Consider the following 23,971-nt stretch of genomic DNA (forward strand, 5'->3'; position numbering starts at 1 on the left):
AGCCGCCGAAAAGGGCAAAGGCCACCATGGACGACGATCGAAAAAAATTCCGCAAGGGCGGATCCAAACCCGGCGGCGCGGGCAACCGCGACGCGGGAGCAAAGAAATTCGGCAAGCCGCGCGCCGATGGCGCAGGCAAGCCGTTTGCCAAGAAGCCGTATGCACCGCGCCCGGCCGCTGCCGGCGGCGGTGATCGTCCTGATCGTCCCAAACGCGATTTCGGCCCCCGCGACGACGCCCGGCCCGCAGGCGGCGAACGCACGTTCCACAAGGGATCGCGCCCTGAGGGCAAGCCCTATGAGAAGCGTGAAGGCGGCCGCTCGCTTGGCGGCGACAAGCCGTATCGCGCCCGTCCCGCCGAGGGCGGTGAGCGTCCGCATCGCGAATTCCGCCCACGTGATGGTGAAGCACGCCCTGCAAGTGGCGATCGGCCGTTCCGCCAGGGACCGCGCCCGGATGGCAAGCCGTTCGAGAAGCGCGAAGGCGGCCGCTCCTTTGGCGGCGAAAAGCCCTATCGCGCGCGTCCGGCCGAAGGCGGCGAACGTCGTGAATTCCGTCCGCGCGACGGCGAAGCCGGCGCCGAGGGCGGCGAGCGTCCGTTCCGCAAGGGACCGCGTCCAGAAGGCAAGCCATACGAAAAGCGCGAAGGCGGCCGCTCGTTTGGCGGCGACAAGCCCTATCGCGCACGTCCGGCCGAAGGCGGCGAGCGTCCTCATCGTGAGTTCCGCCCACGCGACGGCGAGGCACGGCCCGCAAGTGGCGACCGTCCGTTCCGTTCTGGCCCCCGTCCCGAAGGCGGCAGGCCTTACGAGAAGCGCGAAGGCGGCGAGGCGAGGGCGTTTCGTCCCCGTCCCGAAGGCGATCGTCGCCCCAGGGAAGAGGGCTTCAAGCCCCGCCCGCGCAGGACTGAAGAGGCTCCTGAGCCGGGCGAGCGTATCGCCAAGCGCCTGGCGCGTGCCGGCATCGCCTCGCGCCGCGACGCCGAGGAACTGATTGCGGCCGGCCGCGTCAAGGTCAACGGCAAGATCCTGTCTTCGCCGGCCTTCAACGTCATGGCCGATGACGTCATCCACCTCGACGGCATGGAAATTCCGCCGATCGAGCGCACCCGGCTGTTCCTGTTCCACAAGCCGGCGGGCGTGGTTACCACCAACCGCGATCCCGAGGGCCGCAAGACCGTTTTCGACGTTCTGCCTTCGGAACTGCCGCGCCTGATGACCATCGGCCGCCTCGACATCAACACCGAGGGCCTGCTGCTGCTGACCAACGATGGCGGACTGTCGCGCGTGCTCGAGTTGCCTGCCACCGGCTGGCTGCGCCGCTACCGCGTTCGCGTCCACGGCAAGGTCGAGCAGAAGGTGCTCGACGGCCTCAAGGACGGTATTGCCGTCGACGGCGTGTTCTACGGCGCCGTCGAGGCGACGCTCGATCGTGAGCAGGGCAGCAACGCCTGGATCACGATCGGCCTGCGCGAAGGCAAGAACCGCGAGGTCAAGAACATCCTCGGCGCGCTCGGCCTCGAGGTGAACCGCCTGATCCGCATTTCTTACGGACCGTTCCAGCTCGGCGAACTGCCCGAGGGACACGTCCAGGAAATCAAGGGCAAGATGCTGCGCGACCAGCTTGGCGAGCGGCTGATCGAGGAGTCCGGCGCCAATTTCGACGCCGACATCGTCAAGCCGTTCTCCAACAAGCCGACTCTGCGTCGCGAGGAACGCAGCGCAGAGGAAGCTCCCCGCGCCCCGCGTGCTGCGCGCCTCGACATCGGCGAGGGCGGCCTGATCAAGAACCGCAAGCGCGACCGCGAGCGTCATCGCGAGGACGTGCTTGGCCGCCTGTCGACCGAGCGTCCGAGCTTCGGCGACAAGCCCAGGTTCGGCGACAAGCCCAGGTTTGGCGACAAGCCTGGCTTTGGCGACAAGAAGTTCGGCGGCAAGAAGGGCGACGACCGCGAAAAGAAGCCGTTCGAAACCCCCGGCGCGCGCAAGGCCAATGTGTGGATGGCGCCGGGCGCTCGCCCGTTGAGCGAAAAGTCCAAGGCCGAAGCCGCTTCGCGGCCGCCTCGCGACAAGGCGCGCGCCGACAAGCCGCGTTTCGACAAGCCGAGGGGCGACCGTCCCGATGGTGGCGGACGTTCGGGCGGACCGCGCAAGGGCGGCCGTAGCTGATGCGGGTAGTCGGTGGGCAATTGCGTGGTCGTGCTCTGGCCACGCCGCGCGATCACGCGATCCGTCCGACCACCGACCGTACCCGCGAGGCGGTGTTCAACATGCTTGCCCACCGCTTCGGCGGCCGGCTTGAAGGCGCGCGTGTGCTCGACCTTTTCGCCGGCACAGGCGCTCTTGGCATCGAGGCGCTGTCGCGCGGCGCCGCCTATTGCGTCTTCATCGAGGAATCGGCCGAAGGCCGGGGCCTGATCCGCACCAATGTCGAGGCTTTCGGGCTGACCGGCCGGACCAAGATCTTCCGCCGCGACGCCACCGGCCTCGGCGATGCCGGCACGCTCGGGCCTTTCGGACTGGTCTTCGCCGACCCGCCCTATGGCAAGGGCCTTGGCGAACGCGCCCTGAAATCGGCGCGTGACGGCGGCTGGCTCGCGCCCGGTGCGCTTTGCGTTGTCGAAGAGACCGCGTCAGTTGCCTTCGAGCCGGGTCCGGGCTTTTCCGTCGTCGACGAACGGTCGTACGGCGAAACGGTAATCCGCTTTCTCGAGGCAGCCTGAATCGGCGCCACCGCCACTGCCTGATCGGCTCGTGGCTGTCGTCGAACGTCGCCTCGAAAAAAGGCGCTTCCAGCACCGCTTGAATGTACAGCGTTCCTGCGCCGAGTTGCGGAAGCCGTGCCGTTACCCCGTCGCGACGATTAGCGCTCTGCAGACAATGGAATATGCTTGCGTTCGCCTGACTTCAGCCGCGTTCTGCCCGCTACATTACGAACAATTCACTTCCTGCTGCTTCGTGCCCGGGCCTATAAGGCGGGCACGTACACATTCAGAGGCAGTCGATGATATTGGGATTCTTGCGGGCCAAAGGCTCGCTGCCGGCAGTGCTTGCTCTAGGCCTGGCCATCGCCGCGCCGGCCCTGGCCGAGGCGCCGCGCAAGGACTGGGCGGTCTCCAGCTTCACCCTCGACAATGGCATGCAGGTGGTGGTCATCCCCGATCATCGCGCGCCGATTGTCACCCACATGGTCTGGTACAAGGTCGGCAGCGCCGACGAACCGCCGGGCAAGTCGGGCATCGCCCACTTCTTCGAACACCTGATGTTCAAGGGCACCACCAACCACAAGGCTGGCGAGTTCGGCCAGAAGGTCGCCGAGATCGGCGGCTCCGAGAACGCCTTCACGACCTACGACTACACCGCCTACCACCAGACGGTTGCGCCCGAAGCGCTTGAAACCATGATGAGTTTCGAAGCCGACCGGATGCGCAACCTGGTTTTGACCGATGCCGTGATCGGTCCGGAGCGGGACGTCATTCTCGAGGAGCGCCGCTCGCGCATCGAAAACAACCCCGGCGCGCTGCTCAACGAAGAGGTCGATGCGACGCTCTACCAGAACCAGCCCTACCGCATCCCCGTGATCGGTTGGATGCAGGAAATCGAGCAGCTCAACCGCGTCGACGCGACCGAGTTCTACAATCGCTATTATGCGCCGAACAATGCGATCCTGGTGGTCGCCGGCGACGTCGAGCCGGAAGCCGTCAAGGCGATGGCCGAGAAGACCTATGGCAAGATCGCCCGCGGGCCTGATCTGCCGCCGCGGGTGCGGCCCAAGGAACCAGAGCAGAACACCAAGCGCACGGTCGAGCTGACCGACGAGCGCGTCAGCGTTCCGAGCTTCTCCAAGTCCTGGCTGGTGCCTTCATACCAGACCGCCAAGGACGGCGAGGCCGAAGCGCTCGACCTGCTCTCCGAAATCCTCGGGGGCGGCAACCGCAGCCGGCTCTATCAGGGGCTCGTCGTCAAGGACGGCATCGCGTCTTCGGCCGGCGCCTTCTTCGAAGGGACGATGGTCGACGACACGAGCTTCACCGTCTATGGCGGGCCGCGGGGCGAAGCCGGGCTGCAGCAGGTGGAAGAGGCGGTCGACGTCGAGATCCGCCGCATCATCAACGACGGCGTGACGCAGGACGAGCTCGACAAGGCCAAGGACCGTTTCGTCCGCTCGATGATCTTTGCCCGCGACAACCAGGCGAGCATGGCCAACATCTACGGCAGCACGCTGGCGACCGGCGGCTCGGTCGAGGACATCGCCCGGTGGCCGGACCGCATTCGCGCCGTGACGCCCGAGCAGATCAAGGCCGTTGCCGCCAAGTACCTCAATCCCGATCGTTCGGTGGCCGGCTACCTGCTTCCGGCAAAATCAGTCGAGAAGTGATCCGATGACCACATCCATGACAACCCGTTTCAGGCCGCTTGTGTCGGCGGCGACGCTGACGCTCGCCGTGCTGTGCATGCTCTTGCCGGCCGTGGTCGCCGCTCGCGCCGAGGTCAAGATCCAGGAGGTCAAGTCCGACAAGGGCGTCACCGCCTGGCTGGTCGAGGATTACTCCGTGCCGATCATCGCCATGCGTTTCCTGTTCGACGGCGGCAGCACGCAGGATCCGGCCGGCAAGGAAGGCCTCGCCAACCTGATGACCGGCCTGTTCGACGAGGGCGCCGGAGAACTCGACAGCGACGCCTTCCAGGTTCGGCTCGACGACGCTGGCGCCGAGATGCGCTTCAGCGAAGGCAATGACGGCATCGGCGGCTCGATGCGCATGCTGGCGGACCGCCAGGACGAAGCCTTCGAACTGCTCAAGCTGGCCGTTGAAAAGCCGCGCTTCGATCAGGCGCCCATCGACCGCATCCGTTCGCAGATCGTCAACGGCATCGTTGCCAACGCTCGCGATCCCCAGACCCAGGCCGCGCGCAAGTGGTCGGAAGCGATCTACGGCAACCACCCCTATGCCCGCCCCGACGAAGGCACCGAAAAGTCGCTGGCGACGATTACCGCCGACGATCTTCGGGCCTTCCACAAGGCGAACTTCGCCCGCGACAACCTGCATGTCGCCGTGGTCGGCGCGATCGATGCCGAGACCCTGAAGAAGCGTCTCGACCAGGTGTTCGGCGACTTGCCGGAAAAGTCGGACCTGCGCCCGGTCGAACGGGTCGAACCCAAGCTCGACCAGACCGTGCAGGTCGAATATCCATTGCCACAGACCTCGCTGCAGCTGATCTACCCCGGCGTGCCGCGCGATGCGCCCGATTTCCTCGCGGCCGCTCTGATGGAGCACATTCTGGGTGGCGGCACGTTCTCGTCGCGACTGTTCGAGGAAGTGCGTGAAAAGCGCGGCCTTGCCTACAATGTCAGCTCGGCGCTGGCCAACCAGGAGCATTCGTCGGCGCTGATCATCTCGACGGCAACCCGCTCCGACAGGGCCGGCGAAACGCTCGGCGTTATTCGCGACGTGGTGCGCAAGATGGCGGAGGAAGGGCCGACCGAGGCCGAGCTCGAGGCCGCCAAGAAGTACATGCTCGGCGCTTACGCCATCAACAATCTTGACTCTTCGGGAGCGATCGCTGCCACGCTCGTCGATCTTCAGACCGACGAACTGGGCATTGACTACATGCGGAAGCGTATCGATCTCATCAATGCCGTCACGCTCGACCAGGTCAAGGAAGTCGCCCGCAAGCTTTTGACGGCCGAGCCGGCGGTGATGATCCTTGGCCCGAAGCTGGCCGAGGGTTCGAAGGGGTGAGTGCGACCTTCGCACTCGCTCTCGGCGGCGGCGGCGCGCGCGGCCTTGCCCACATCCACGTCATCGAGGCGCTGGACGAATTGGGCATCAGGCCGGTGGCGATCGCCGGCTCCTCGATCGGTGCCATCATGGGCGCCGGCATGGCCGCCGGATTGAGCGGCAAGGAAATCCACGAGCATTCCCGCGCCGTACTCGGCCGGCCGGCCGAAGTGGCAAGCCGCATGTGGAAGGCGCGGCCTGGCACGCTTTCGGAAATGGTCGAAAGCGGCATCCGGGTGACCCAGTTCAATGTCGAACGCATTCTCAAGGCATTCCTGCCCGAGGCGCTTCCGGCGACGTTCGAAGAGCTGAAGACGCCACTCAAGGTCACGGCGACCGACTATTACGGCCATTGCCTGGCGGTGTTCGACAATGGCGAGCTGATATCGGCTTTGGCGGCGTCGGCGGCGATTCCCGCGGTGTTCAAGCCGGTGACGCGGGGCAATACGCTCTACATCGACGGCGGCATCTACAATCCGGTGCCGTTCGACCTGCTCGACGGCATGGCCGACTACACGATTGCCATCGATGTCGTTGGCGCACCTTTCGAAAATGAGCGCAAGCAGCCGAATTCCATCGACCTGATGTTCGGTGCGAGCCAGTTGATGATGCAATCGATCATCGCCAACAAGCTCGGGCAGAGCCAGCCGGACATCTTCCTGCGTCCGCCGGTGTCGCGCTTCCGCGCGCTGGACTTCCTCAAGATCGACCAGTTGATGGCTGAGACCGTGGCGATCAAGGACGAGCTCAAGCAAGCCGTCGACGAACTGTTGCAGTAGCAGCCGGGGCTACTACGGCAGGGTCGAGGCCTTGCCCGTTGAGAACGGCGATTGCGCTGCCGGAGGCGGGGCGGGGATTGGCACGTCCTCATGCAGCGGCTCACTGGCGATCGCCTTGACCACCCTGAAGCACACCACCATCGACACCACGCCGAACACCACCGCGCCCAGTCCCCAGCCGGCGATGACGCCGATGGCGCCCCAATAGTGCGCCCCGGCCCAGACGAAGGGAATGACGCCCAGTGTCGAGCGGCCCCAGTTGAACACCGTCGAATAGGTCGGATAGCCGAGATTGTTGAAGGCCGCGCTCGACACGAAGATCGCGCCGTTGAACAGGAAGCTACCGGCGGCGAAGTGGCAGAAGAAGACGATCAGTTCGCGCGAGATGCCTTGTGCGCCGAAGATGTTGGCGATCGGATTGGCAAAGATGGCCAGCAGCCCCCATACGACCAGCACGTAGCCGATGGTGAAGACCAGGCTATCGCGCATCGTCGTGGTCAGCCGATCGAACTTCCGAGCGCCGTAGTTTTGGCCGAGGATCGGCCCGACCGCTCCCGACAATGCGAAGATCACGCCGAACGCTACCGGCACAAGTCGGCCGATGATCGCCCAGCCTGCGACGGCCTGGTCGCCGAAGGCCGCGATTTGGATGGTGACGTAAGCATTGCCGACAGGCGTCGCCACCTGGGTCAGCATGGCCGGCACGCCGATGGCGAAGAACGGCCGTACCGCTTCGCGCAGGCCACTGACGTTGGGGAGGCGGATCAGCTTGTGCACGACATGTGCGCCGTGCAGGCCGATGAGCAGCATCACCGCGCGCGAAAGCACGGTGGCGATAGCTGCGCCGTCGAGCCCCAGGTCCAGCCCGAAGATCAGCAGCGGATCGAAGATAGCGGCGGCCACGCCGCTGCCCAGCGTCACATACATCGCCCGCTTGGCATCGCCGACGCCGCGCAGGATGCCGGTCGTGCACATGCCCAGCGCCATGATCGGAAACGACGGCAGCACCATCAACAAAAAGCGTGTGGACAGCTCAAGGGTGTCGCCGGTTGCGCCGAGCAGCGACAGCATCGGCCGCAGGAAGGGAAGCGTCGCCAACGTCACCAGCAAGGTGGCGAGCCCCATGAAGACCATCGATGCGCCACCCATTCTTGCTGCCTCCTCGCGCTCGTTGCGACCAAGGCGACGGGCGACGAGTGCGCTGCAGGCGATGGTGAAGCCGATCGAGATTGACACGGTGAAGAACAGCAGCGTCGAGGCAAAGCCGATCGCCGCCGCCAGTTCCTCGACGCCGAGCAGCGATATGTAGAACAGGTTGAGTGCGTCGACGATGAAGATGGCGATCAGGCCGATCGAGCCGGTGCCGGTCATCACGACGACGTGGCGCATGGTCGAGCCGGTGGTGAACTTCGCCGTCGATGCAGCCCTGGCCTGGTTGGACATGTCGAATTCCCGAAATGATTCGGCGCCGATGCGCGGATTCAAGGCTTTGGGGAAACGTCGGGCGCCCGCAACGGCGCACTTGACCCCAAGTCTCGCCGTTTGAACACGCACCCGCCCATTGCACAAGCGGGGTGGGGACAATAGATGGGTGGTATGGGCCGTGCCCCGACGCGGCAGCAACCGGAACACACCAATGAACGATACGAATGACGCCGCAAAACTGGCCGATCGCGTGGCGAGCCTGGTCGAAGCCGCAAGGAAGGCCGGGGCCGATGCTGCCGACGCGGTTGCGGTGCGAGGCCGTTCGGCAAGTGTCTCTGTCCGCCTCGGCAAGGTCGAAGGCACCGGCGCTTCCGAAAGCGAAGACGTGTCGCTGAGGGTGTTTGTCGGCCAGCGCGTGGCCAGTGTCTCCGCCACGGCGGCATCCGACCCGAAGGTTCTGGCCGAGCGCGCCGTCGCAATGGCGAAGGTATCTCCGGAGGATCCTTATCAGGGATTGGCTGACGCATCGCTGCTCGCCAGATCGCAGCGCGACCTCGATCTGTTCGACGATACCGTCGTATCCGCGCAACAGCTGAAGGAAGACGCCCTCGCCGCCGAAGAGGCAGCGCTTGCGGTCAAGGGCGTGACCAACTCATCCGGCGCCGGTGCAAGCGCCGGCCTGGGCGGTCTGGTGCTTGCCACCTCGCACGGTTTTGTCGGCCACTACGTCGGATCGCGCTTTTCGCGCTCGGCCAGCGTCATTGCCGGCGAGGGCACGGCGATGGAGCGCGACTACGAATATTCCTCACGCATCCATTTCGCCGATCTCGACGCGGCGGCGGACATTGGCCGCAAGGCCGGCGAACGCGCCGTCAAGCGGCTGAACGCGCGCAAGGCGGCGACCGGCCCCGTCGACGTGATCTTCGATCCCCGTGTTGCGCGCGGTATCGCCGGACATCTCGCCGGCGCCATCAATGGCGCTTCGGTCGCTCGCAAGACCAGCTTCCTGCGCGACATGATGGGCAAGCAGGTGGCATCGGCGGCAATCACCGCCATCGACGAGCCTCTGAAGCGCCGTGGCCAGGCATCGCGTCCGTTCGACGGCGAGGGTGTCGAGGGCGCGACGCTGAAGATGGTCGAGAACGGCGTTCTCAACCACTGGTTCCTGTCGACATCAGCGGCCCGCGAACTCGGGCTCGTCACCAACGGGCGCGGTGCGCGCGGCGGATCCTCGGTGTCGCCTACGTCGACGAATTTCTCCATCGAGGCGGGCGACAAGTCGCCGGAAGAGCTCATTCGTTCGCTGAAAAGCGGCTTCTACGTAACCGAGGTGTTCGGCCAGGGCGTCGACATGGTGACGGGCGAATACAGTCGCGGCGCATCGGGCTTCTGGATCGACGATGGCGAACTCGCCTGGGCAGTATCGGAGGTGACCATCGCCTCCAATCTCAAGGACATGTTCCTGCGCATGGTTCCGGCCAGCGATCTCGACCGCAACTACGGTACCGCGGCCCCCACCTTGCTCATCGAAGGCATGACCCTTGCCGGGAACTGATCTAGCCGACAAAGAAGGCGTTATGGCCGATCTCGAACTGCTTCGTCAGGCCGCTGCCGAAGCCGGGCGTATCGCCATGGGCTATTTCCGCCAGAGCCCGGAAGTCTGGTTCAAGACCGGCGATTCGCCGGTCAGCGAAGCCGACTACGCCGCCGACCGGTATCTGCGCGAGACGCTGCTTGCCGCCCGTCCAGACTATGGCTGGCTGTCGGAGGAAACCGCCGACAATCGCGACCGGCTCTCGGCGCCCCGCACGTTTGTCGTCGATCCGATCGATGGCACCCGCGGTTTCGTCGAAGGCCGCACCGCCTGGTGCGTCAGCGTCGCCGTGGTTCAAGATGGCCGTTCCCTTGCCGGCGTGCTCGAATGTCCCGCCCGTGCCGAGACATACTGGGCTACCGCAGATGGAGGGGCCTTCCTCAATGGCGCTCCGATCAGGCTGAAGGCCGGGGGCGAGCGATTGCGCATTGCCGGACCGAAACCGATGATAGACAAGCTGCCCGAGGAATGGCAGGCAAGGCTCGAGCGCGAAGCATACATTCCATCGCTGGCCTACCGCATCGCGATGATCGCAAGCGGCGCGCTCGACGCGAGTTTCGTCAAGCCGAGCGCGCATGACTGGGATATCGCGGCGGCCGAGCTTATATTGTCCGAGGCTGGCGGGCAGTTGCTCGACGGGCGCGGCCGCAGGCCTGCATTCGCCGGCGCGAACATAGTCCACGGGGCGCTGATGGCCGGCAGCGGTGAGCTGTTGCAGGCCATGGCGGCGGTGCTCGAAAGGCTCGACAGCCGATAGCGCTGGAGCCTGTTCCAAAACGGCCCGCTTTGGTCTAGACCAAGCGGACCCCTGATATGATGAATTAAGGAAGCAGATGGCCGAAGAAGACGGTAAGAAGCAGCTTTTGCATCTGGTGTTCGGTGGCGAGCTGAAAACGCTGGGCGGCACGGAGTTCCGCGATCTCGACGCGCTCGACATCGTGGGCATCTATCCCGACTACAAGTCGGCCGAATTGGCCTGGAAGTCGAAGGCTCAGGCCAGCGTCGACAACGCCCACATGCGCTACTTCGTCGTGCATCTCCATCGGCTGCTCGAGCCGGACGCGAAGGCGCCCGGTCAGAATTGATGGAGCAGTCTCGCATAGCGTCGTCGGCCGTCAGGCCCGCGACGAAGAAGAAGCGTGCCAAGGCCAAGGCCGCGCCGACCAAGAACGTCTGGCGCCGCATTCGCGAGCCGCTCGCGAAGTCGCGTTTCGCCAAGGCAGCGCTTGCCAGCCTGTTTGCCGGCGCGATGCGCTTCGTTCGCGTGACCAATCCGCTGGTGAAGGGTTCGTTCGAGCTTTCGGGCGGCACCTATGCTGATAGCGAGCCGTTGATCGTCGGGCTTTGGCACGGCCAGCATCTGCTCGCTCCGGCGCTCTATCCGAGCGGTCGCGAGCTCGTCGCCATGGTGTCGCGAAGCGCCGATGCGGAGCTTAATGCGCTGGTCATCAAGAAGTTCGGCATCGACGCCGTTCGCGGGTCCGGCGGTCGTTCGACCAAGAGCAAGCTTGAAAAGGGCGGGGCAACGGCTCTCATCGCCCTGAAAAAGGCGCTCGATGCGGGCAAGAACGTTTGCATGATCGCTGACATTCCCCACGGAACGCCGCGCGACGCCGGCATGGGCATCATTCTGCTCGCGCGCCTTTCGGGGCGGCCGATCGCCCCGGCGGCCGTCGCCACCAGCCGGCGCAAGGTGGTCGAGAAAAGCTGGGACAAGACAACGATCAATCTGCCCTTTGGTCGCAGCGCGATCTATGTCGCGCCGTTGATCGAGGTTTCCGCCGACGCCGACGACGCCGAAATGGAGCGCAAGCGCCTGGAACTGACCGCTGCCATCGACTACGCCACCGAGCAGGCGTACCGCCTGGTGGATGGCGAAAAATGAGCGAACGCTGGGCTCGCACGCTGCTTCGCGCCTACCGGTTTGCCGGAGCGACAGCCTATCCGTTCGTCGGCGGCTATGTTTCCTGGCGGGCCTCTAAAGGCAAGGAAGACAAGAACCGGCGGCGCGAGCGCTACGGTATCGCCAGCCGCGACCGGCCGGATGGTCCGTTGATCTGGTTTCATGCGGCCAGCGTCGGTGAAACCATCGCGGTTGTACCGCTGATCGAAAGCATCCTGGGCTATGGCATCAACGTCGTGCTGACCACCGGAACGGTGACGTCGACGCAGGTGGCGGAGGAGCGTCTGGGAGATCGCATCATCCATCAATATGTGCCGCTCGACCTCAAGCCGGCGGTCAGCCGTTTCCTCGACCATTGGCATCCCGACCTCGCCATCATCGCCGAATCCGAAATCTGGCCGATGACCATTCTTGAGCTCGGCGCGCGCCGGGTTCCGCAGATATTGGTCAACGGCCGCCTGTCGGATCGCTCGTTCAAGTCGTGGAAGAAGCGCGCCTACATCGCCGAGGCTCTGTTTGAGAACATGGCCCATGTGGTCGCCCAGTCCGAGGTCGACGGCGAACGGTTTCGCGCGCTGGGCGCCCGACCGGTGACCGTGTCGGGCAATCTGAAGGTCGATACGGCGCCTCCGCCTGTCGATGAACAAGCGCTTGAAATGGTCAAACGCCAGATCGGACGTCGCCCGACATGGGCGGCCATCTCCACGCATCAAGGCGAAGAGGTCGTGGCGGCCGAAGTGCACGCCATGTTGCGCAATCGTCATCGCGGCCTGCTGACCACAATCGTGCCGCGTCATCCTGGTCGCGGCAAGGATCTGGCGGCGGAGTTGACGGGCATGGGCCTCAACGTCGCGCGCCGCAGCACCGGCGATCGCATCATGCCGGACACGGATATTCTGCTCGGCGACACGATCGGCGAAATGGGGCTTTATCTGCGCCTGACCGAAATCGCTTTCGTTGGCCGTTCAATGACCTCCGAAGGCGGGCAAAACCCGCTTGAGCCCGCGATGCTCGACACTGCCATCCTCGCCGGGCGCAATGTCCAGAATTTCCGCGACACCTATCAACGTCTGATCGATCGCGGCGGTGCCAAGATCGTGCGCGATCGCGACATGCTTGCCGGCGCGGTGAACTTCCTGCTCGGCAACGAGATCGCCCGCCACGACATGATAGCTGCCAGTGCCTCGACCGTGGAAGAGATGCGCGGCGCGCTCGCCCGCACGCTCAAGGCGCTTGAGCCCTTCATCCACCCCCTGATCGTGCAATCGCGCCTCAAGGGCGCGGGCGGGAGGTAAATTGGCCAGCGAAGCGCCTCCTTTCTGGTGGGAAAAGCCGGACTGGCGCGCATTCGCGCTGTACCCGGCGTCGGCGCTTTATGGCCTTGTCGCCGGACGGCGCATGAAGACCGCCAGACGCGAAAAGGTGGCCGCGCCGGTGCTGTGCGTCGGCAACTTCACCGTTGGCGGAACCGGCAAGACGCCCGTCGCCATCGCGCTGGCGAAACAGGCAAAACGTATGCATCTGGTGCCCGGCATCCTGTCGCGCGGGCATGGCGGCAGCTTTTCCGAGCCGCATATGGTCGACACGCATCATGACAGCGCCAAGCATGTCGGCGACGAGCCGTTGCTTCTGGCCGAGCATGCGCTGGTCGCCGTGTCGGCCAACCGCGCGGCGGGCGCGCGCCTGCTGATCGAGCGCGGCTGCAATTTCCTGATCATGGATGATGGCTTTCAGAGCGCGCGCGTCCATATCGACTATGCGTTGGTGGTGATCGACGCCCGTTTTGGACTGGGCAACGGCCACGTCATCCCCGGTGGTCCGATGCGCGCCAAGCTGGCCGACCAACTGCGCTACGCCGACGCCGTTCTCAAGATGGGCGAGGGCGACAGGGCGGACATGGTTGTGCGTCAGGCGGCCCGCGCCGGCAAGCCGATCTTTTCAGCGATTGCCAAGCCGCGTGGCGCGAAGAAGGCGTTCGCCGGCCGCCGCTTCCTTGCATTCGCGGGCATTGGGCATCCGGAAAAATTCTTCGACACGCTGACCAAGGCTGGCGCAACGGTGGTATTGGCGCACTCCTTCGCCGACCATCATTTCTACCTGCCCGATGAACTGGACGACTTGGTCGCTGCGGCGAAGGCGGGCGAACTCGAGTTGGTGACGACGTCGAAGGATGCCGCCCGCTTGCGCCATGGCGCGGCGTCTGCCGAATTCCTCGAGCGCCTCAACGTTCTGGAAATCGATGCGGTCTTCGACATCGAGCATACCGCCGAGCGCATCATCGACGAGACGCTGGAAGCCTGGCGCCGCCGCAAGATCGCGGGCTGAGGGCCGAACCCAGTCGGCGTAGGCGGGCGCCCGGTTAGCGGCGCTTGCGCAGGTCCGGGTTCATGTCGATTTCGCGCGCCAGCGAAACAGTTGCGTCGCGATAGGGCTCCTGGCGGGCCACGCTCCAGTATTTGAGCTCGTCGAGCGGAATGGAATCGCCCGTCACCGCGCAGCGCACGAAGGAGCCGGGGCTCGTCACCTGGAAGTCGCCATCGAGATAGCGGATGCGGGCTTCACGCGAGCCGGGACCTTCGAAGCGGTTCATCATCGATCAGTGCTCTACTTCGTCGTGCATGGCCCGGGCCTCGGGATCACGCACAGGATAAACATTTGAGCGCCCTTTGCCCATCCTGCGGATGCGTGGCGTCGGCAAGGCTTTTACGGCCACAAAACACCGGTCAGGTCAAGCACGCATGCGCTGGAGACGCCGGCAGCATCTACCGCCGGCCGAACAGCTTTTCGATGTCGGCGAGCTTGAGTTCGATATAGGTCGGGCGCCCGTGGTTGCAGGTGCCTGATCCGGGCGTCGCCTCCATCTGGCGCAGCAGCGCGTTCATCTCCTCCGGCCGCAGCCTGCGCCCCGAGCGGACCGAGCCGTGGCAGGCCATGGTGGCGGCGATGGCGTGGAGCCGCTCCTTCAGCGTATCCGCCGTGTCGCTGTCGGCGATCTCGTCGGCAAGATCGCGCACCAGTTGCGTGACGTCGGTTTCACCCAGCATGGCAGGCGTTTCGCGCACGGCGACAGCACCAGGGCCGAAACGTTCGACGCCAAGGCCGAAGCGGGCCAGCGTTTCCGAATGCAAGGCCAGCCGCTCGGCGTCTTCTTCGGGCATGTCGACGATCTCGGGAAGCAGCAGCATCTGCGCGGGGATCGGGCGCGAATCCAGCGCGTTCTTCAGCGCCTCGTAGACCAGCCGCTCATGTGCTGCGTGCTGGTCGACGATGACGAGCGAATCCCTTGTCTGCGCGACGATGTAGTTTTCATGCACCTGTGCCCGTGCGGCGCCCAGCTCGGTTTGCAGCAGCGCTTCGACCACCTCGGCCTGGCCGGCGCGGGCATCGGCGCTGTGGAGCGGCCCGGCATCGAAGCTCGCCTGCTCCGCCTCGGCGAAGCCCGTGTCGAGCGGCCGGAACGGCGAGTGCGCGGCATCGTAGTTGGCGGAAGGCGTTCCTCGGAAACCGGATCCGAAGCCTGCCGAAGGCGCGGCGCGAAAGTCGGCTCCGAAGCCCGCTGAGGGAGTGGCGCGGAATTCCGGATTGTAGCTGCGGTGGTTGGCTGACGGACCGGGATGCGCGTAGGCAGGCCCGCCGGAACGGAAAGCGCTCATCATCGCCTGGGTGCCCGTCGTCGCCGGTCGGATGCCGGCGTTGGCCAGCGCCTGGCGAATGGCGCCGACGATCAGGCCGCGCACCAGCCCCGGGTCACGGAAGCGCACGTCGGCTTTCGCCGGATGAACGTTGACGTCGACAGTGGCCGGGTCGAGCGTCAGGAACAGCACCGTCACCGCATGGCGGTCGCGCGGCAGGACGTCGGCATAGGCGCCACGGATCGCCGAGGCGATCAGCTTGTCGCGCACCGGCCGGCCGTTGACATAGGCGTATTGCTGCAACGCATTGGCGCGCGTGTAGGAGGGGATCGAGACGTGGCCTTCGAGCCGTACGCTCTCACGCGCCGCATCGATGGCGATCGAGTTGTCGGGGAAATCACTGCCCATCACCTGGGCGATGCGGCCGAGCCTGCCGTCGATATCGTCGCCGGTGGCCGAAAGCTCCAGCGTCGAGCGGTCGGTGCCCGACAGCGTGAAGCGCACGGAGGGAAAGGCAATCGCGATGCGCTTGACCGTGTCGGCGATGGCCGTTGCCTCGGCGCGCTCGGTCTTCATGAATTTGAGCCGGGCAGGGGTGGCGAAGAACAGGTCGCGCACCTCGACGGTGGTGCCGCGGTTGCTCGGTGCCGGACGCACGGAGGCGACGCGGCCACCTTCGACCGAGATCTCTGCACCGCTGTCGGCGGTCTTGGTGCGCGATCGGATGGTCAGCCTCGACACCGAGCCGATCGACGGCAAGGCCTCGCCGCGGAAACCGAGCGAGCGGATGTCGAGGATGTCTTCGCCGAGCTTTGACGTGCAGTGCCGCGAGATTGCGAGCGAAAGCTCGTCCTCGGGCATGCCGGAGCCGTCGTCGACGACGCGGATCAGGCCGAGCCCGCCGCCTGATGTCGCCACCTCGATGCGCGCCGCACCTGCGTCGAGCGCGTTCTCGACCAGTTCCTTGACCACGCTGGCTGGCCGTTCCACGACCTCGCCGGCGGCGATCTGGTTGATCATTGTCTCGGAAAGCTGGCGAATGGGCATTTCAATCAACTTTTCTAGCTTTGGTCGACCGACCTTTCGCTAAGGTCGATAGCAGAACGATATAGATGGCTTCAGCATCTGCAAAATCTCGCCCGTCGGTTTCAGCCCAGGGTTTGTCTCTCGCTCTTCTCGCAGGGTGTATGTAGTTCCGCATGTGCCGAAGCATATGGCTCAAGGCGGCTGTATCGTACCTTGCAATCGCCGTTTCGATTGGAGGGAGCCATCCGCACGACAGACAGACCTCAATTAAGGTTTCGAATGACCAAGTCTTAGGGTCGTTGGGTGATTTTGGTCTTCGCGCTAATTCCTTAGATGCTTTAGCCGATTTTACTGGCGAACGAAGGCACCGAAGTAAAAGCAAGCCTTCTATGCCTGCCCCGAGGCCGGCAATGGCCACGGTATATGCGCCTACATTGGCAGCCTTGCGAGCTTCCCTCTCGTACTGATCTACCAGATCTCTGAGAGCTAGTTCGTATTCGCCATCATGGAAGACGGATCGGCGTCCGCGCTCCCGCAGTTTGTCGAAACGCTCTCGATCATCTCGATACATTCGCGATAGGTCGTCGAGACCAAATTCGCGAAGAGCACTCTCAAATTTCTGGTCAAGAACATCTTCGTACTGCTGATTTAGAATTATGTGCTCCGGCGGGCCTTCATTCCTTCCCCAGTACTCGTTGGGGCCTAATCCCCCGGTGCGTTCGATCGCGTCGATGGCTGCGACGAGCGGTGCGAGATCATCATCATACTCTCTGCCAAGCCAGCGTTTGGAGTGTATGTCTTCTACCGGAAAGGATGCCATTACTACATATTGGTGCAGAGATATGCGTCTAGAATCATAAAGAGCTTGGGCTAGTGCGATCTGCCGGACAGTATCCTTGTTTGTCTTTGGCCGTTTTGGCGTATGCCGCCGATCCAACATTTTCTTGATATTGTTTAGGGTGTCTTCACTCTGCACGCGCTCATCAAGTCGCCCTAGTGCCTCAAGCAGATTATGTTTGCGACCGCCTCGCCTAGATGGTGAGAGCGGCTTGAGCAGGGCACGTCTCACACGACTATCTGCAGGAGCTAGGTTCTTGTTAGCCACCGTGTAGCCCCACGACCTCGCCGGCGGCGATCTGGTTGATCATCGTTTCGGAAAGCTGGCGAATTGGCATCGCCAGACTATAGCGGGATTCGGTCGCGCCGGGACAGCTTTGGCGAGGTGATATCGGTGGGAATCGTAGTCTGCGGGGACGCTCTATGCCTGCGCCGCAAGCCAGTCGCGCACCTTTTCAGCGCTTTCGCTCAGGACGCGGTTCCTCGGCCAGGCGACGTGGAAGCCTTTGCCGGTCATCATCACGTGATCGGAAAGCCTGACCAGTAGCCCCGCCGCGATCAGGCGGTCGGTGAGGTGACGCCAGCCGAGCGCGATGCCCTGGCCCTCCATGACCGCCTGGATGACGAGCACATAGTCGTTGATGACCAGTCCGCGCTTGGCGACAGCGCCGTTCACGCCGGCTGACTGGAACCACTCGTTCCAGTTAGTCGCTGGGCGATAAGGCTCTTCGAGGTGGATCAAGTGATGCAGCGTCATCTCGGCCGGTGTCGTGGGCGTGCCGGCGCGCGCCAGATAGGTTGGGCCGGCGACCGGATAGACCTCCTCGTCCGCGATCTGCAGTAACTCGTAGTCGGGCCAGTCGGTGGCGTCGCCGCCGCGGATGCCCAGTGGGATACCCTCGGCGATGAGGTCGAGGTCGCGGTCGGCGGTCTGGATGCGCAGGTCGATGCCGGGCAGGTCGTCGCGGAACTTCTGCAGCCGCGGCATCATCCAGAACGAGGCAAAGGCGGTGGAGGCCGACAGCGTCACATGCATGCCGCCGGCGCGGGCGCGAAGCTCCTCCGCCGACTTGCGGATATGCGACAGGCCGAGCGTGACGTCGGCATAGAAGCGTTCGCCGGCCTCGGTCAGCAGAACCTGCCGGTGGCGGCGCTGGAACAGCTTGGCGCCGAACTGGTCCTCCAGGCCACGGATCGCATAGGAGACCGCGGCCTGGGTCATGCCGAGCTCGCGGCCGGCGGCGGTGAAGCTCGCCAGCCGCCCGGCGGCTTCGAAGACGATCAGGCTGCCGGCTGAGGGCAGGAGGTGTCGCAGGCTTTGCATAAATGCAGCTTATGCAAATGATGAGGATTTTCAAGCGTCACAGCGCGCGATCCAAAGGCTAGCTTCATGCTGGAACGCCTTGGAGCCATGCATGAACGTCATTGCGCCCGAAACCCAGACCGAGCCAGCCAAGCGCCGCGAGCGTGGTGGCCGCAACGCCCGACGCGAGCAGCGCTCGCACGGTCCCGAGGCGCATGGCCGACCCTATATCGTCAGGAACATCCCGACCTACGACATCCTCTCAGAGGAGAACCTGGTCCGCATCGAGCAGACGGCCGACAGGATCCTCGCCGAGATCGGCATCGAGTTCCGCGACGATCCCGTTGCGCTCGATCACTGGCGGCGGGCAGGAGCCAAGGTCGAGGGCGTGCTGGTGAAGTTCGAGCCCGGCCTGCTGCGCGAGGTGCTCAAGACCGCACCTGCGACCTTCACTCAACACGCAAGAAATCCCGAACGCTCGGTGGAGATCGGCGGCAAGAGCGTGGTGTTTTCGCCGGCCTATGGCTCGCCCTTCGTCATGGATCTCGACAAGGGCCGCCGCTACGGGACCATCGAGGATTTTCGCAATTTCGTGAAGCTGGCGCAGTCCTCGCCCTGGCTGCATCATTCCGGCGGCACCATTTGCGAGCCGGTCGACGTGCCGGTCAACAAGCGCCATCTCGACATGGTCTACAGCCACATCCGCTATTCCGACCGCGGTTTCATGGGTTCGGTGACCTCGGAAGCCCGCGCGGAAGATTCCATCGATATGGCGCGCATCGTCTTCGGCGACAGGTTCGTCGACCAGAACTGCGTCATCCTCGGCAACGTCAACGTCAATTCGCCGCTGGTCTGGGACGCGACGATGACCACCGCGCTGCGCGCCTATGCCCGCGCCAACCAGGCGGCGGTGATCGTGCCCTTCATCCTTGGTGGCGCCATGGGGCCGGTGACCAATGCGGGTGCCATCGCCCAGTCGCTGGCCGAGACCATGGCCGGCTGTGCGCTGACCCAGCTCGAACGGCCCGGCGCGCCTGTCATCTTCGGCAACTTCCTGTCGTCGATGTCGCTGCGCTCGGGCTCGCCGACCTTCGGCACGCCGGAGCCCGCCATCGGCTCAATGGTCATTGGGCAGCTTGCGCGGAGGCTTAATCTACCCCTCAGATGCTCCGGCAATTTCACCACCTCGAAGCTGCCCGACGCCCACGCCATGAACGAGGGCACCATGTCGATGCTGGCCGCCGTGCATTGCGGTGCGAACTTCATCCTGCACTCCGCCGGCTTCCTCGACGGGCTTTTGTCCATGTCCTACGAAAAATTCGTCATGGATGCCGATTTCTGCGGTGCGCTGCACACCTATCTCGACGGCGTGAAGATCGACGACAACCAGCTGGCGCTCGATGCCTTCCGCGAGGTCGGCCCAGGCAGCCATTTCTTCGGCTGCGCCCACACCATGGCCAATTACGAGACGGCCTTCTGGGATTCGGCCATCGCCGACAACGAGCCCTATGAGAAGTGGCAGGCGGCAGGCTCGGACGACGCGGCCAAGCGCGCCAACAAGCGCTGGAAGACGATGCTCGCCGAGTATGAGGCGCCGCCGCTCGACCCCGGCATCGACGAGGCGCTGCAGGACTTCATGACGCGCAAGAAGGCGTCGATGGAAGACGCGTGGTATTGATGGTCGCCGGCAATATGCATGAGACCGCGTTCGATCCCGTTGCGGCGCTGACGCACTACCACGCCGCCATCGACGTCCTCGACTTCGCGGCCATCGAGGCCTGCTTCGCGCCGGATGCCGAGTATGTCTCCGATGGCGTCGGCGCAATCGTTGTCGGCCGCGACGCGATCATGGCGGCGTTTCGCGGCTATTTCGCCGTCTATGGCGACCAGGTCTCCAAGGACGAGGAGGTGGCCGCACGCTCGCCGTGCTCCGCCTGGTCGCGCTGGCGGCTCGAGGCGACGCATGCCGTCACCGGCGCACGGCTCGTCAGGTCCGGCGAGGAGACGGTGCATTTCGATGCAAGCGGCAGGATCGCCAAGGTCGAGGTGCAAGATGACCCCGTGGCGCCATGAGCATATGCCGGAGCGTCGAAGCAGTTCAGCCGCGCCCGCGATAGGGCGCGACACCTGTTTCGGGCAGCCAGGAGCCCTCGGGCGGCGTGCCGGTCTGCCAGAACACGTCGATCGGGATGCCGCCGCGCGGATACCAGTAGCCGGCGATGCGCAGCCACAGCGGCTTTGTCGCTTCGACGACGCGACGACCGATCATGACCGTGCAATCCTCGTGGAAAGCGCCATGGTTGCGGAACGAAACCATGAACAGTTTCAGCGACTTGGATTCGACCAGCAGCCGGTCCGGGGCATAGTCGATGACGATGTGGGCGAAGTCGGGCTGGCCGGTCACCGGGCACAGCGAGGTGAACTCCGGGCAGGTGAAGCGCACGATGGCGGGTGGGCCGCCGACGCGCTCGTAGGGCACGGTTTCGAGCACGGCGGCTTCGGGCGAAGTCGGCGTCTGAACATGGGTGCCAAGCTGGGTGAGGGTGTCGGTGACGGTCATTGGGTGGCTCTTCTGAATTGGCCTGGCTCATTGCCTGAAAGGCGGCATGCGCCAGACTGCACGGGCCAGATTTTCAAGTGGCGTGTATTAGCGCCTGATAATGCAGGAAGGCAATGACGAGCAACGATCCGCTTCTCCAACCCTACCAGCTCAAGCATCTGCGGCTCAAGAACCGTGTCATGTCGACGAGCCATGAACCGGCTTATTCCGAGGACGGCATGCCCAAGGAGCGCTACCGGCTCTACCACGCCGAGAAGGCCAAGGGTGGAATGGCGCTGACCATGACGGCCGGGTCGGCCATCGTCTCGCGCGACAGCCCGGCAGCCTTCGGCAACCTGCATGCCTATGACGACGCCATCGTGCCGTGGCTGTCAGAGCTGGCGGATGCCTGCCACGAGCACGATTGCAAGGTGATGATCCAGCTGACCCATCTCGGCCGGCGCACCACCTGGAACAAGGCCGACTGGCTGCCGGTGCTCAGTGCCTCGCCGGTGCGCGAGGCCGCCCACCGCACATTCCCAAAAACCGCTGAGGACTGGGATCTCGACCGCATCGTCGCCGACTATGCCTCGGCCGCCCAGCGCATGCAGGCGGCAGGGCTCGACGGCATCGAATTCGAGGCTTACGGCCATCTGCTCGACGGTTTCTGGTCGCCGGCCACCAACCATCGCGACGACGAATATGGTGGCAGCCTCGACAATCGCCTGCGCTTCACCCGGCGGGTGATCGATGCGGTGCGATCGGCCGTCGGGCCGGATTTCCTTGTCGGCATCCGCATGGTCGCCGACGAGGACATGGACAAGGGTCTTTCGCGCGAGGAGGGCGTCGAGATCGCCCGACGCCTGGCGTCGTCGGGAAAGTTCGATTTCCTCAACATCATCCGCGGCCATATCGACACCGATGCCGCGCTGACCGGCGTGATCCCCATTCATGGCATGGCAGCGTCGCCGCATCTCGATTTTGCCGGCGAGGTGAGGGCCGCGACCAAGTTTCCGGTCTTCCATGCCGCGCGCATCTCGGATGTCGCCACCGCTCGTCATGCGATTGCCGCCGGCAAACTCGACATGGTCGGCATGACGCGCGCCCACATCGCCGACCCGCATATCACGGCCAAGGTGATGGCCGGCGAGGAGCACCGGATCAGGCCCTGCGTCGGCGCCACCTACTGCCTCGACCGCATCTACGAAGGCGGTGGTGCGCTGTGCATCCACAATGCCGCCACCGGCCGCGAAGCGACGATCCCGCATGTCATTGCCCGCACCGACGGCCCGCTGCGCAATGTCGTCGTGGTCGGCGCCGGTGCAGCCGGTCTCGAAGCGGCGCGGGTGTTGGCCGAGCGCGGTCACAAGGTGACAGTGCTGGAAGCATCGAGCCAGGCAGGCGGCCAGGTTCGGCTGGCAGCCCAGAACCCGCGCCGGCGCGAGCTGATCGGCATCGTCGACTGGCGGCTGGCCGAGCTGGAGCGGCTCGGCGTCGAGATCCGCTACGACATCTGGGCCGGTGTGGACGACGTACTGGCGCTCGGCCCGGATGCGGTGGTGATCGCCACCGGTGGCCTGCCGCAGAACCCGCCGCTCGATGCCGGCGACGACCTCGTGACGTCGAGCTGGGATATCATCGCCGGCAGCGTCAAGCCGGCCGAGAACGTGCTGCTCTATGACGACAATGGCGGCCACCAGGGCATGACGGCGGCCGAGCTGATCGGCAAGGCCGGCAGCAAGCTCGAGCTTTTGACGCCCGAGCGCTTCTTTGCCCCCGAGATCGGCGGCATGAACCACGTACCCTATATGGAGGCGTTCCACCGCAACGGCGTGAAGATCACCGTCAACACACGGCTGCAACAGGTGCGGCGCGACGGCAATCAGCTGGTCGCGACCCTGACCTCCGACTTCGCCAAGGGGTGGAGCGAGGAACGGCGTGTCGACCAGGTGGTCGTCGAACACGGCACGCTACCGCTTGATGACCTCTATTTCGAGCTCAAGCCGCTGTCGAAGAACGCCGGCGCCATCGACTATGAGCGCCTGATCCAGGGCGGCGATATCTTCCCGCAAGGCAATCCGAACGGCCGCTTCCTGCTGCTGCGCATCGGCGATGCCGTGCAGGCGCGCAACATCCACGCCGCCATCTATGACGGCATCCGCTATGGCCTCAGGATCTGATCGGCTGCGCCTCTGCAGTCAGCCAGCGCACGAATTCGCGCAGCCCCGGCCGGTCCTCGGTGCCGGGGCGGAAGGCAAGGCGATAGGGAAAGTCGCCGGCGATGCGGTTGGGCGAGGCCATGGCAAGCAGGCCCGCCGCCAGCTCGCGTTCGGCGAGCACCTGCGGCACCAGGGCTACGCCAAGGCCGGCGACGGCCGCCTCGACCACCATCGAGAATTGTTCGAAGCGATGGCCGCGCAAGGTGGTGCGCGGGTCGACGCCGGCGGCCTGGAACCATTGCAGCCAAAGCGTCGGCCGCGTCGATTGCTGAAGCAGCGGCAGCGCCGCCAGTTCCGCATCGTCTAGCGAGGCGCGGCCGTCAAGAAGTGCCGGCGCCGCCACCACGACCAGCTCTTCATCGAACAGGCGGACAAGTCCCGGCTGCCCCGGCTCGACCGGTCCGCGTTGCACGGCCGCGTCGAAGGCTTCGGTTTCGAGGTCGACCGGCTCCAGCCGCACCGCCAGATCGATGGCGACATGGGGTGCCGCAGCGTGAAAGCCCGCCAGGCGCGGAATGAGCCAGCGGTCGGCCAGCGTCGGCAGCACTGCCAGGCTCAGCACGTCGGACTGGCCGCCAAAGGCCATGGTGCGAACCGCAGCCTCATGCAGGCTGTCGAGGATTGCCTCGGCGTCGCGGGCAAAACGCCGGCCGGCGTCGGACAGCGCCAGCCGCTGCCTGACGCGATGAAACAGCGCAACGCCCAGTCGGTCTTCCAGTTGCCCGATCGAGCGGCTGACCGAGCTTTGCGTCAGCCCGAGCTGATCGGCCGCGCGAATGGTCGTGCCGTATCGGGCGCAGGCGCGAAAGGCCTCAAGCTCTGCAATCGTTGGTACATAGGCGCGGCGCATGGGAAGGGCCCTGATCCAAGTTGATCGGATTTATGCATCAACTTTGCAAGATTACTTGTTAGCGAAAGCCGCCGAAGCGGTCTAG

Annotated in this window: 21 protein-coding genes; 14 read left to right on the forward strand and 7 right to left on the reverse strand. The window is 64.8% G+C overall.

What is annotated here, in order from left to right:
• Window positions 1-26 precede the first annotated feature (26 nt).
• From PCJ21_RS12080 to PCJ21_RS12100, 5 genes are all read left to right on the forward strand, one after another.
• Window positions 27-2,168 (forward strand): pseudouridine synthase, encoded by a 2,142-nt coding sequence (locus PCJ21_RS12080; protein ID WP_269931650.1) that lies wholly within the window; start codon window positions 27-29, stop codon window positions 2,166-2,168.
• On the forward strand, window positions 2,168-2,722 hold the full coding sequence (rsmD, locus tag PCJ21_RS12085) for a 16S rRNA (guanine(966)-N(2))-methyltransferase RsmD (RefSeq protein ID WP_269931651.1): 555 nt from the start codon (window positions 2,168-2,170) through the stop codon (window positions 2,720-2,722). Before PCJ21_RS12080 ends, rsmD begins: the two co-directional genes overlap by 1 nt.
• A gap of 281 nt (window positions 2,723-3,003) precedes the next feature.
• Window positions 3,004-4,377, forward strand: coding sequence for a M16 family metallopeptidase (locus PCJ21_RS12090; protein WP_269931652.1), 1,374 nt, complete (start codon window positions 3,004-3,006; stop codon window positions 4,375-4,377).
• A 4-nt stretch (window positions 4,378-4,381) separates the two neighbouring features.
• Window positions 4,382-5,740: a M16 family metallopeptidase gene (locus PCJ21_RS12095; RefSeq protein WP_269931653.1), complete on the forward strand. Its 1,359-nt coding sequence runs from the start codon at window positions 4,382-4,384 to the stop codon at window positions 5,738-5,740.
• Complete coding sequence (locus PCJ21_RS12100) at window positions 5,737-6,558, forward strand: patatin-like phospholipase family protein (protein WP_269931654.1); 822 nt, start codon at window positions 5,737-5,739, stop codon at window positions 6,556-6,558. Before PCJ21_RS12095 ends, PCJ21_RS12100 begins: the two co-directional genes overlap by 4 nt.
• 12 nt (window positions 6,559-6,570) lie before the next feature.
• Here the strand turns inward: PCJ21_RS12100 and PCJ21_RS12105 are convergent, their stop codons facing one another.
• Complete coding sequence (locus PCJ21_RS12105; protein WP_269931655.1) at window positions 6,571-8,001, reverse strand: MATE family efflux transporter; 1,431 nt, start codon at window positions 7,999-8,001, stop codon at window positions 6,571-6,573.
• 193 nt (window positions 8,002-8,194) lie between these two features.
• On the opposite strand from PCJ21_RS12105, the gene PCJ21_RS12110 reads away from it, so the two are divergent.
• From PCJ21_RS12110 to lpxK, 6 genes are all read left to right on the forward strand, one after another.
• Window positions 8,195-9,538: a TldD/PmbA family protein gene (locus tag PCJ21_RS12110; protein WP_269931656.1), complete on the forward strand. Its 1,344-nt coding sequence runs from the start codon at window positions 8,195-8,197 to the stop codon at window positions 9,536-9,538.
• Window positions 9,525-10,334 (forward strand): 3'(2'),5'-bisphosphate nucleotidase CysQ, encoded by an 810-nt coding sequence (locus PCJ21_RS12115; RefSeq protein ID WP_442866004.1) that lies wholly within the window; start codon window positions 9,525-9,527, stop codon window positions 10,332-10,334. The genes PCJ21_RS12110 and PCJ21_RS12115 overlap by 14 nt, the downstream gene beginning before the upstream one ends.
• A 76-nt stretch (window positions 10,335-10,410) precedes the next feature.
• On the forward strand, window positions 10,411-10,662 hold the full coding sequence (locus tag PCJ21_RS12120) for a DUF4170 domain-containing protein (protein ID WP_269931658.1): 252 nt from the start codon (window positions 10,411-10,413) through the stop codon (window positions 10,660-10,662).
• Window positions 10,662-11,462: a lysophospholipid acyltransferase family protein gene (locus tag PCJ21_RS12125; RefSeq protein ID WP_269931659.1), complete on the forward strand. Its 801-nt coding sequence runs from the start codon at window positions 10,662-10,664 to the stop codon at window positions 11,460-11,462. The genes PCJ21_RS12120 and PCJ21_RS12125 overlap by 1 nt, the downstream gene beginning before the upstream one ends.
• Window positions 11,459-12,775 (forward strand): lipid IV(A) 3-deoxy-D-manno-octulosonic acid transferase, encoded by a 1,317-nt coding sequence (gene waaA / locus PCJ21_RS12130; protein WP_269931660.1) that lies wholly within the window; start codon window positions 11,459-11,461, stop codon window positions 12,773-12,775. Before PCJ21_RS12125 ends, waaA begins: the two co-directional genes overlap by 4 nt.
• 1 nt (window position 12,776) lies before the next feature.
• Complete coding sequence (gene lpxK / locus PCJ21_RS12135; RefSeq protein WP_269931661.1) at window positions 12,777-13,805, forward strand: tetraacyldisaccharide 4'-kinase; 1,029 nt, start codon at window positions 12,777-12,779, stop codon at window positions 13,803-13,805.
• A gap of 34 nt (window positions 13,806-13,839) precedes the next feature.
• Here the strand turns inward: lpxK and PCJ21_RS12140 are convergent, their stop codons facing one another.
• From PCJ21_RS12140 to PCJ21_RS12155, 4 genes are all read right to left on the reverse strand, one after another.
• Window positions 13,840-14,073, reverse strand: coding sequence for a DUF2093 domain-containing protein (locus tag PCJ21_RS12140; RefSeq protein ID WP_269931662.1), 234 nt, complete (start codon window positions 14,071-14,073; stop codon window positions 13,840-13,842).
• 169 nt (window positions 14,074-14,242) lie between these two features.
• Entirely contained in the window at window positions 14,243-16,159 is a 1,917-nt protein-coding gene (mutL, locus tag PCJ21_RS12145) for a DNA mismatch repair endonuclease MutL (protein ID WP_269931663.1), read from the reverse strand.
• 1 nt (window position 16,160) lies between these two features.
• Window positions 16,161-17,114 (reverse strand): hypothetical protein, encoded by a 954-nt coding sequence (locus PCJ21_RS12150; RefSeq protein ID WP_269931664.1) that lies wholly within the window; start codon window positions 17,112-17,114, stop codon window positions 16,161-16,163.
• 282 nt (window positions 17,115-17,396) lie between these two features.
• Window positions 17,397-18,299: a LysR substrate-binding domain-containing protein gene (locus PCJ21_RS12155; protein ID WP_269931665.1), complete on the reverse strand. Its 903-nt coding sequence runs from the start codon at window positions 18,297-18,299 to the stop codon at window positions 17,397-17,399.
• A 91-nt stretch (window positions 18,300-18,390) separates the two neighbouring features.
• On the opposite strand from PCJ21_RS12155, the gene PCJ21_RS12160 reads away from it, so the two are divergent.
• Together PCJ21_RS12160 and PCJ21_RS12165 are read left to right on the forward strand one after the other, a co-directional pair.
• Window positions 18,391-19,956 (forward strand): trimethylamine methyltransferase family protein, encoded by a 1,566-nt coding sequence (locus PCJ21_RS12160; protein ID WP_269931666.1) that lies wholly within the window; start codon window positions 18,391-18,393, stop codon window positions 19,954-19,956.
• Window positions 19,956-20,351, forward strand: coding sequence for a nuclear transport factor 2 family protein (locus PCJ21_RS12165; RefSeq protein ID WP_269931771.1), 396 nt, complete (start codon window positions 19,956-19,958; stop codon window positions 20,349-20,351). Before PCJ21_RS12160 ends, PCJ21_RS12165 begins: the two co-directional genes overlap by 1 nt.
• A gap of 25 nt (window positions 20,352-20,376) precedes the next feature.
• Here the strand turns inward: PCJ21_RS12165 and queF are convergent, their stop codons facing one another.
• A complete protein-coding gene (gene queF / locus PCJ21_RS12170) occupies window positions 20,377-20,838 on the reverse strand; it encodes a preQ(1) synthase (RefSeq protein ID WP_269931667.1) in 462 nt (153 codons plus the stop codon).
• A gap of 113 nt (window positions 20,839-20,951) precedes the next feature.
• Here queF and PCJ21_RS12175 point away from each other — a divergent pair, with 113 nt between their 5' ends.
• Window positions 20,952-22,997, forward strand: coding sequence for an NADH:flavin oxidoreductase (locus PCJ21_RS12175; RefSeq protein ID WP_269931668.1), 2,046 nt, complete (start codon window positions 20,952-20,954; stop codon window positions 22,995-22,997).
• On the opposite strand, the gene PCJ21_RS12180 is transcribed toward PCJ21_RS12175, so the two are convergent.
• Window positions 22,987-23,886, reverse strand: coding sequence for a LysR family transcriptional regulator (locus PCJ21_RS12180; RefSeq protein ID WP_269931669.1), 900 nt, complete (start codon window positions 23,884-23,886; stop codon window positions 22,987-22,989). The genes PCJ21_RS12175 and PCJ21_RS12180 overlap by 11 nt on opposite strands.
• Between the last annotated feature and the right edge of the window lie 85 nt (window positions 23,887-23,971).

This window comes from Aminobacter sp. HY435, from assembly GCF_027568395.1.
Classification (GTDB): Bacteria; Pseudomonadota; Alphaproteobacteria; order Rhizobiales; family Rhizobiaceae; genus Aminobacter.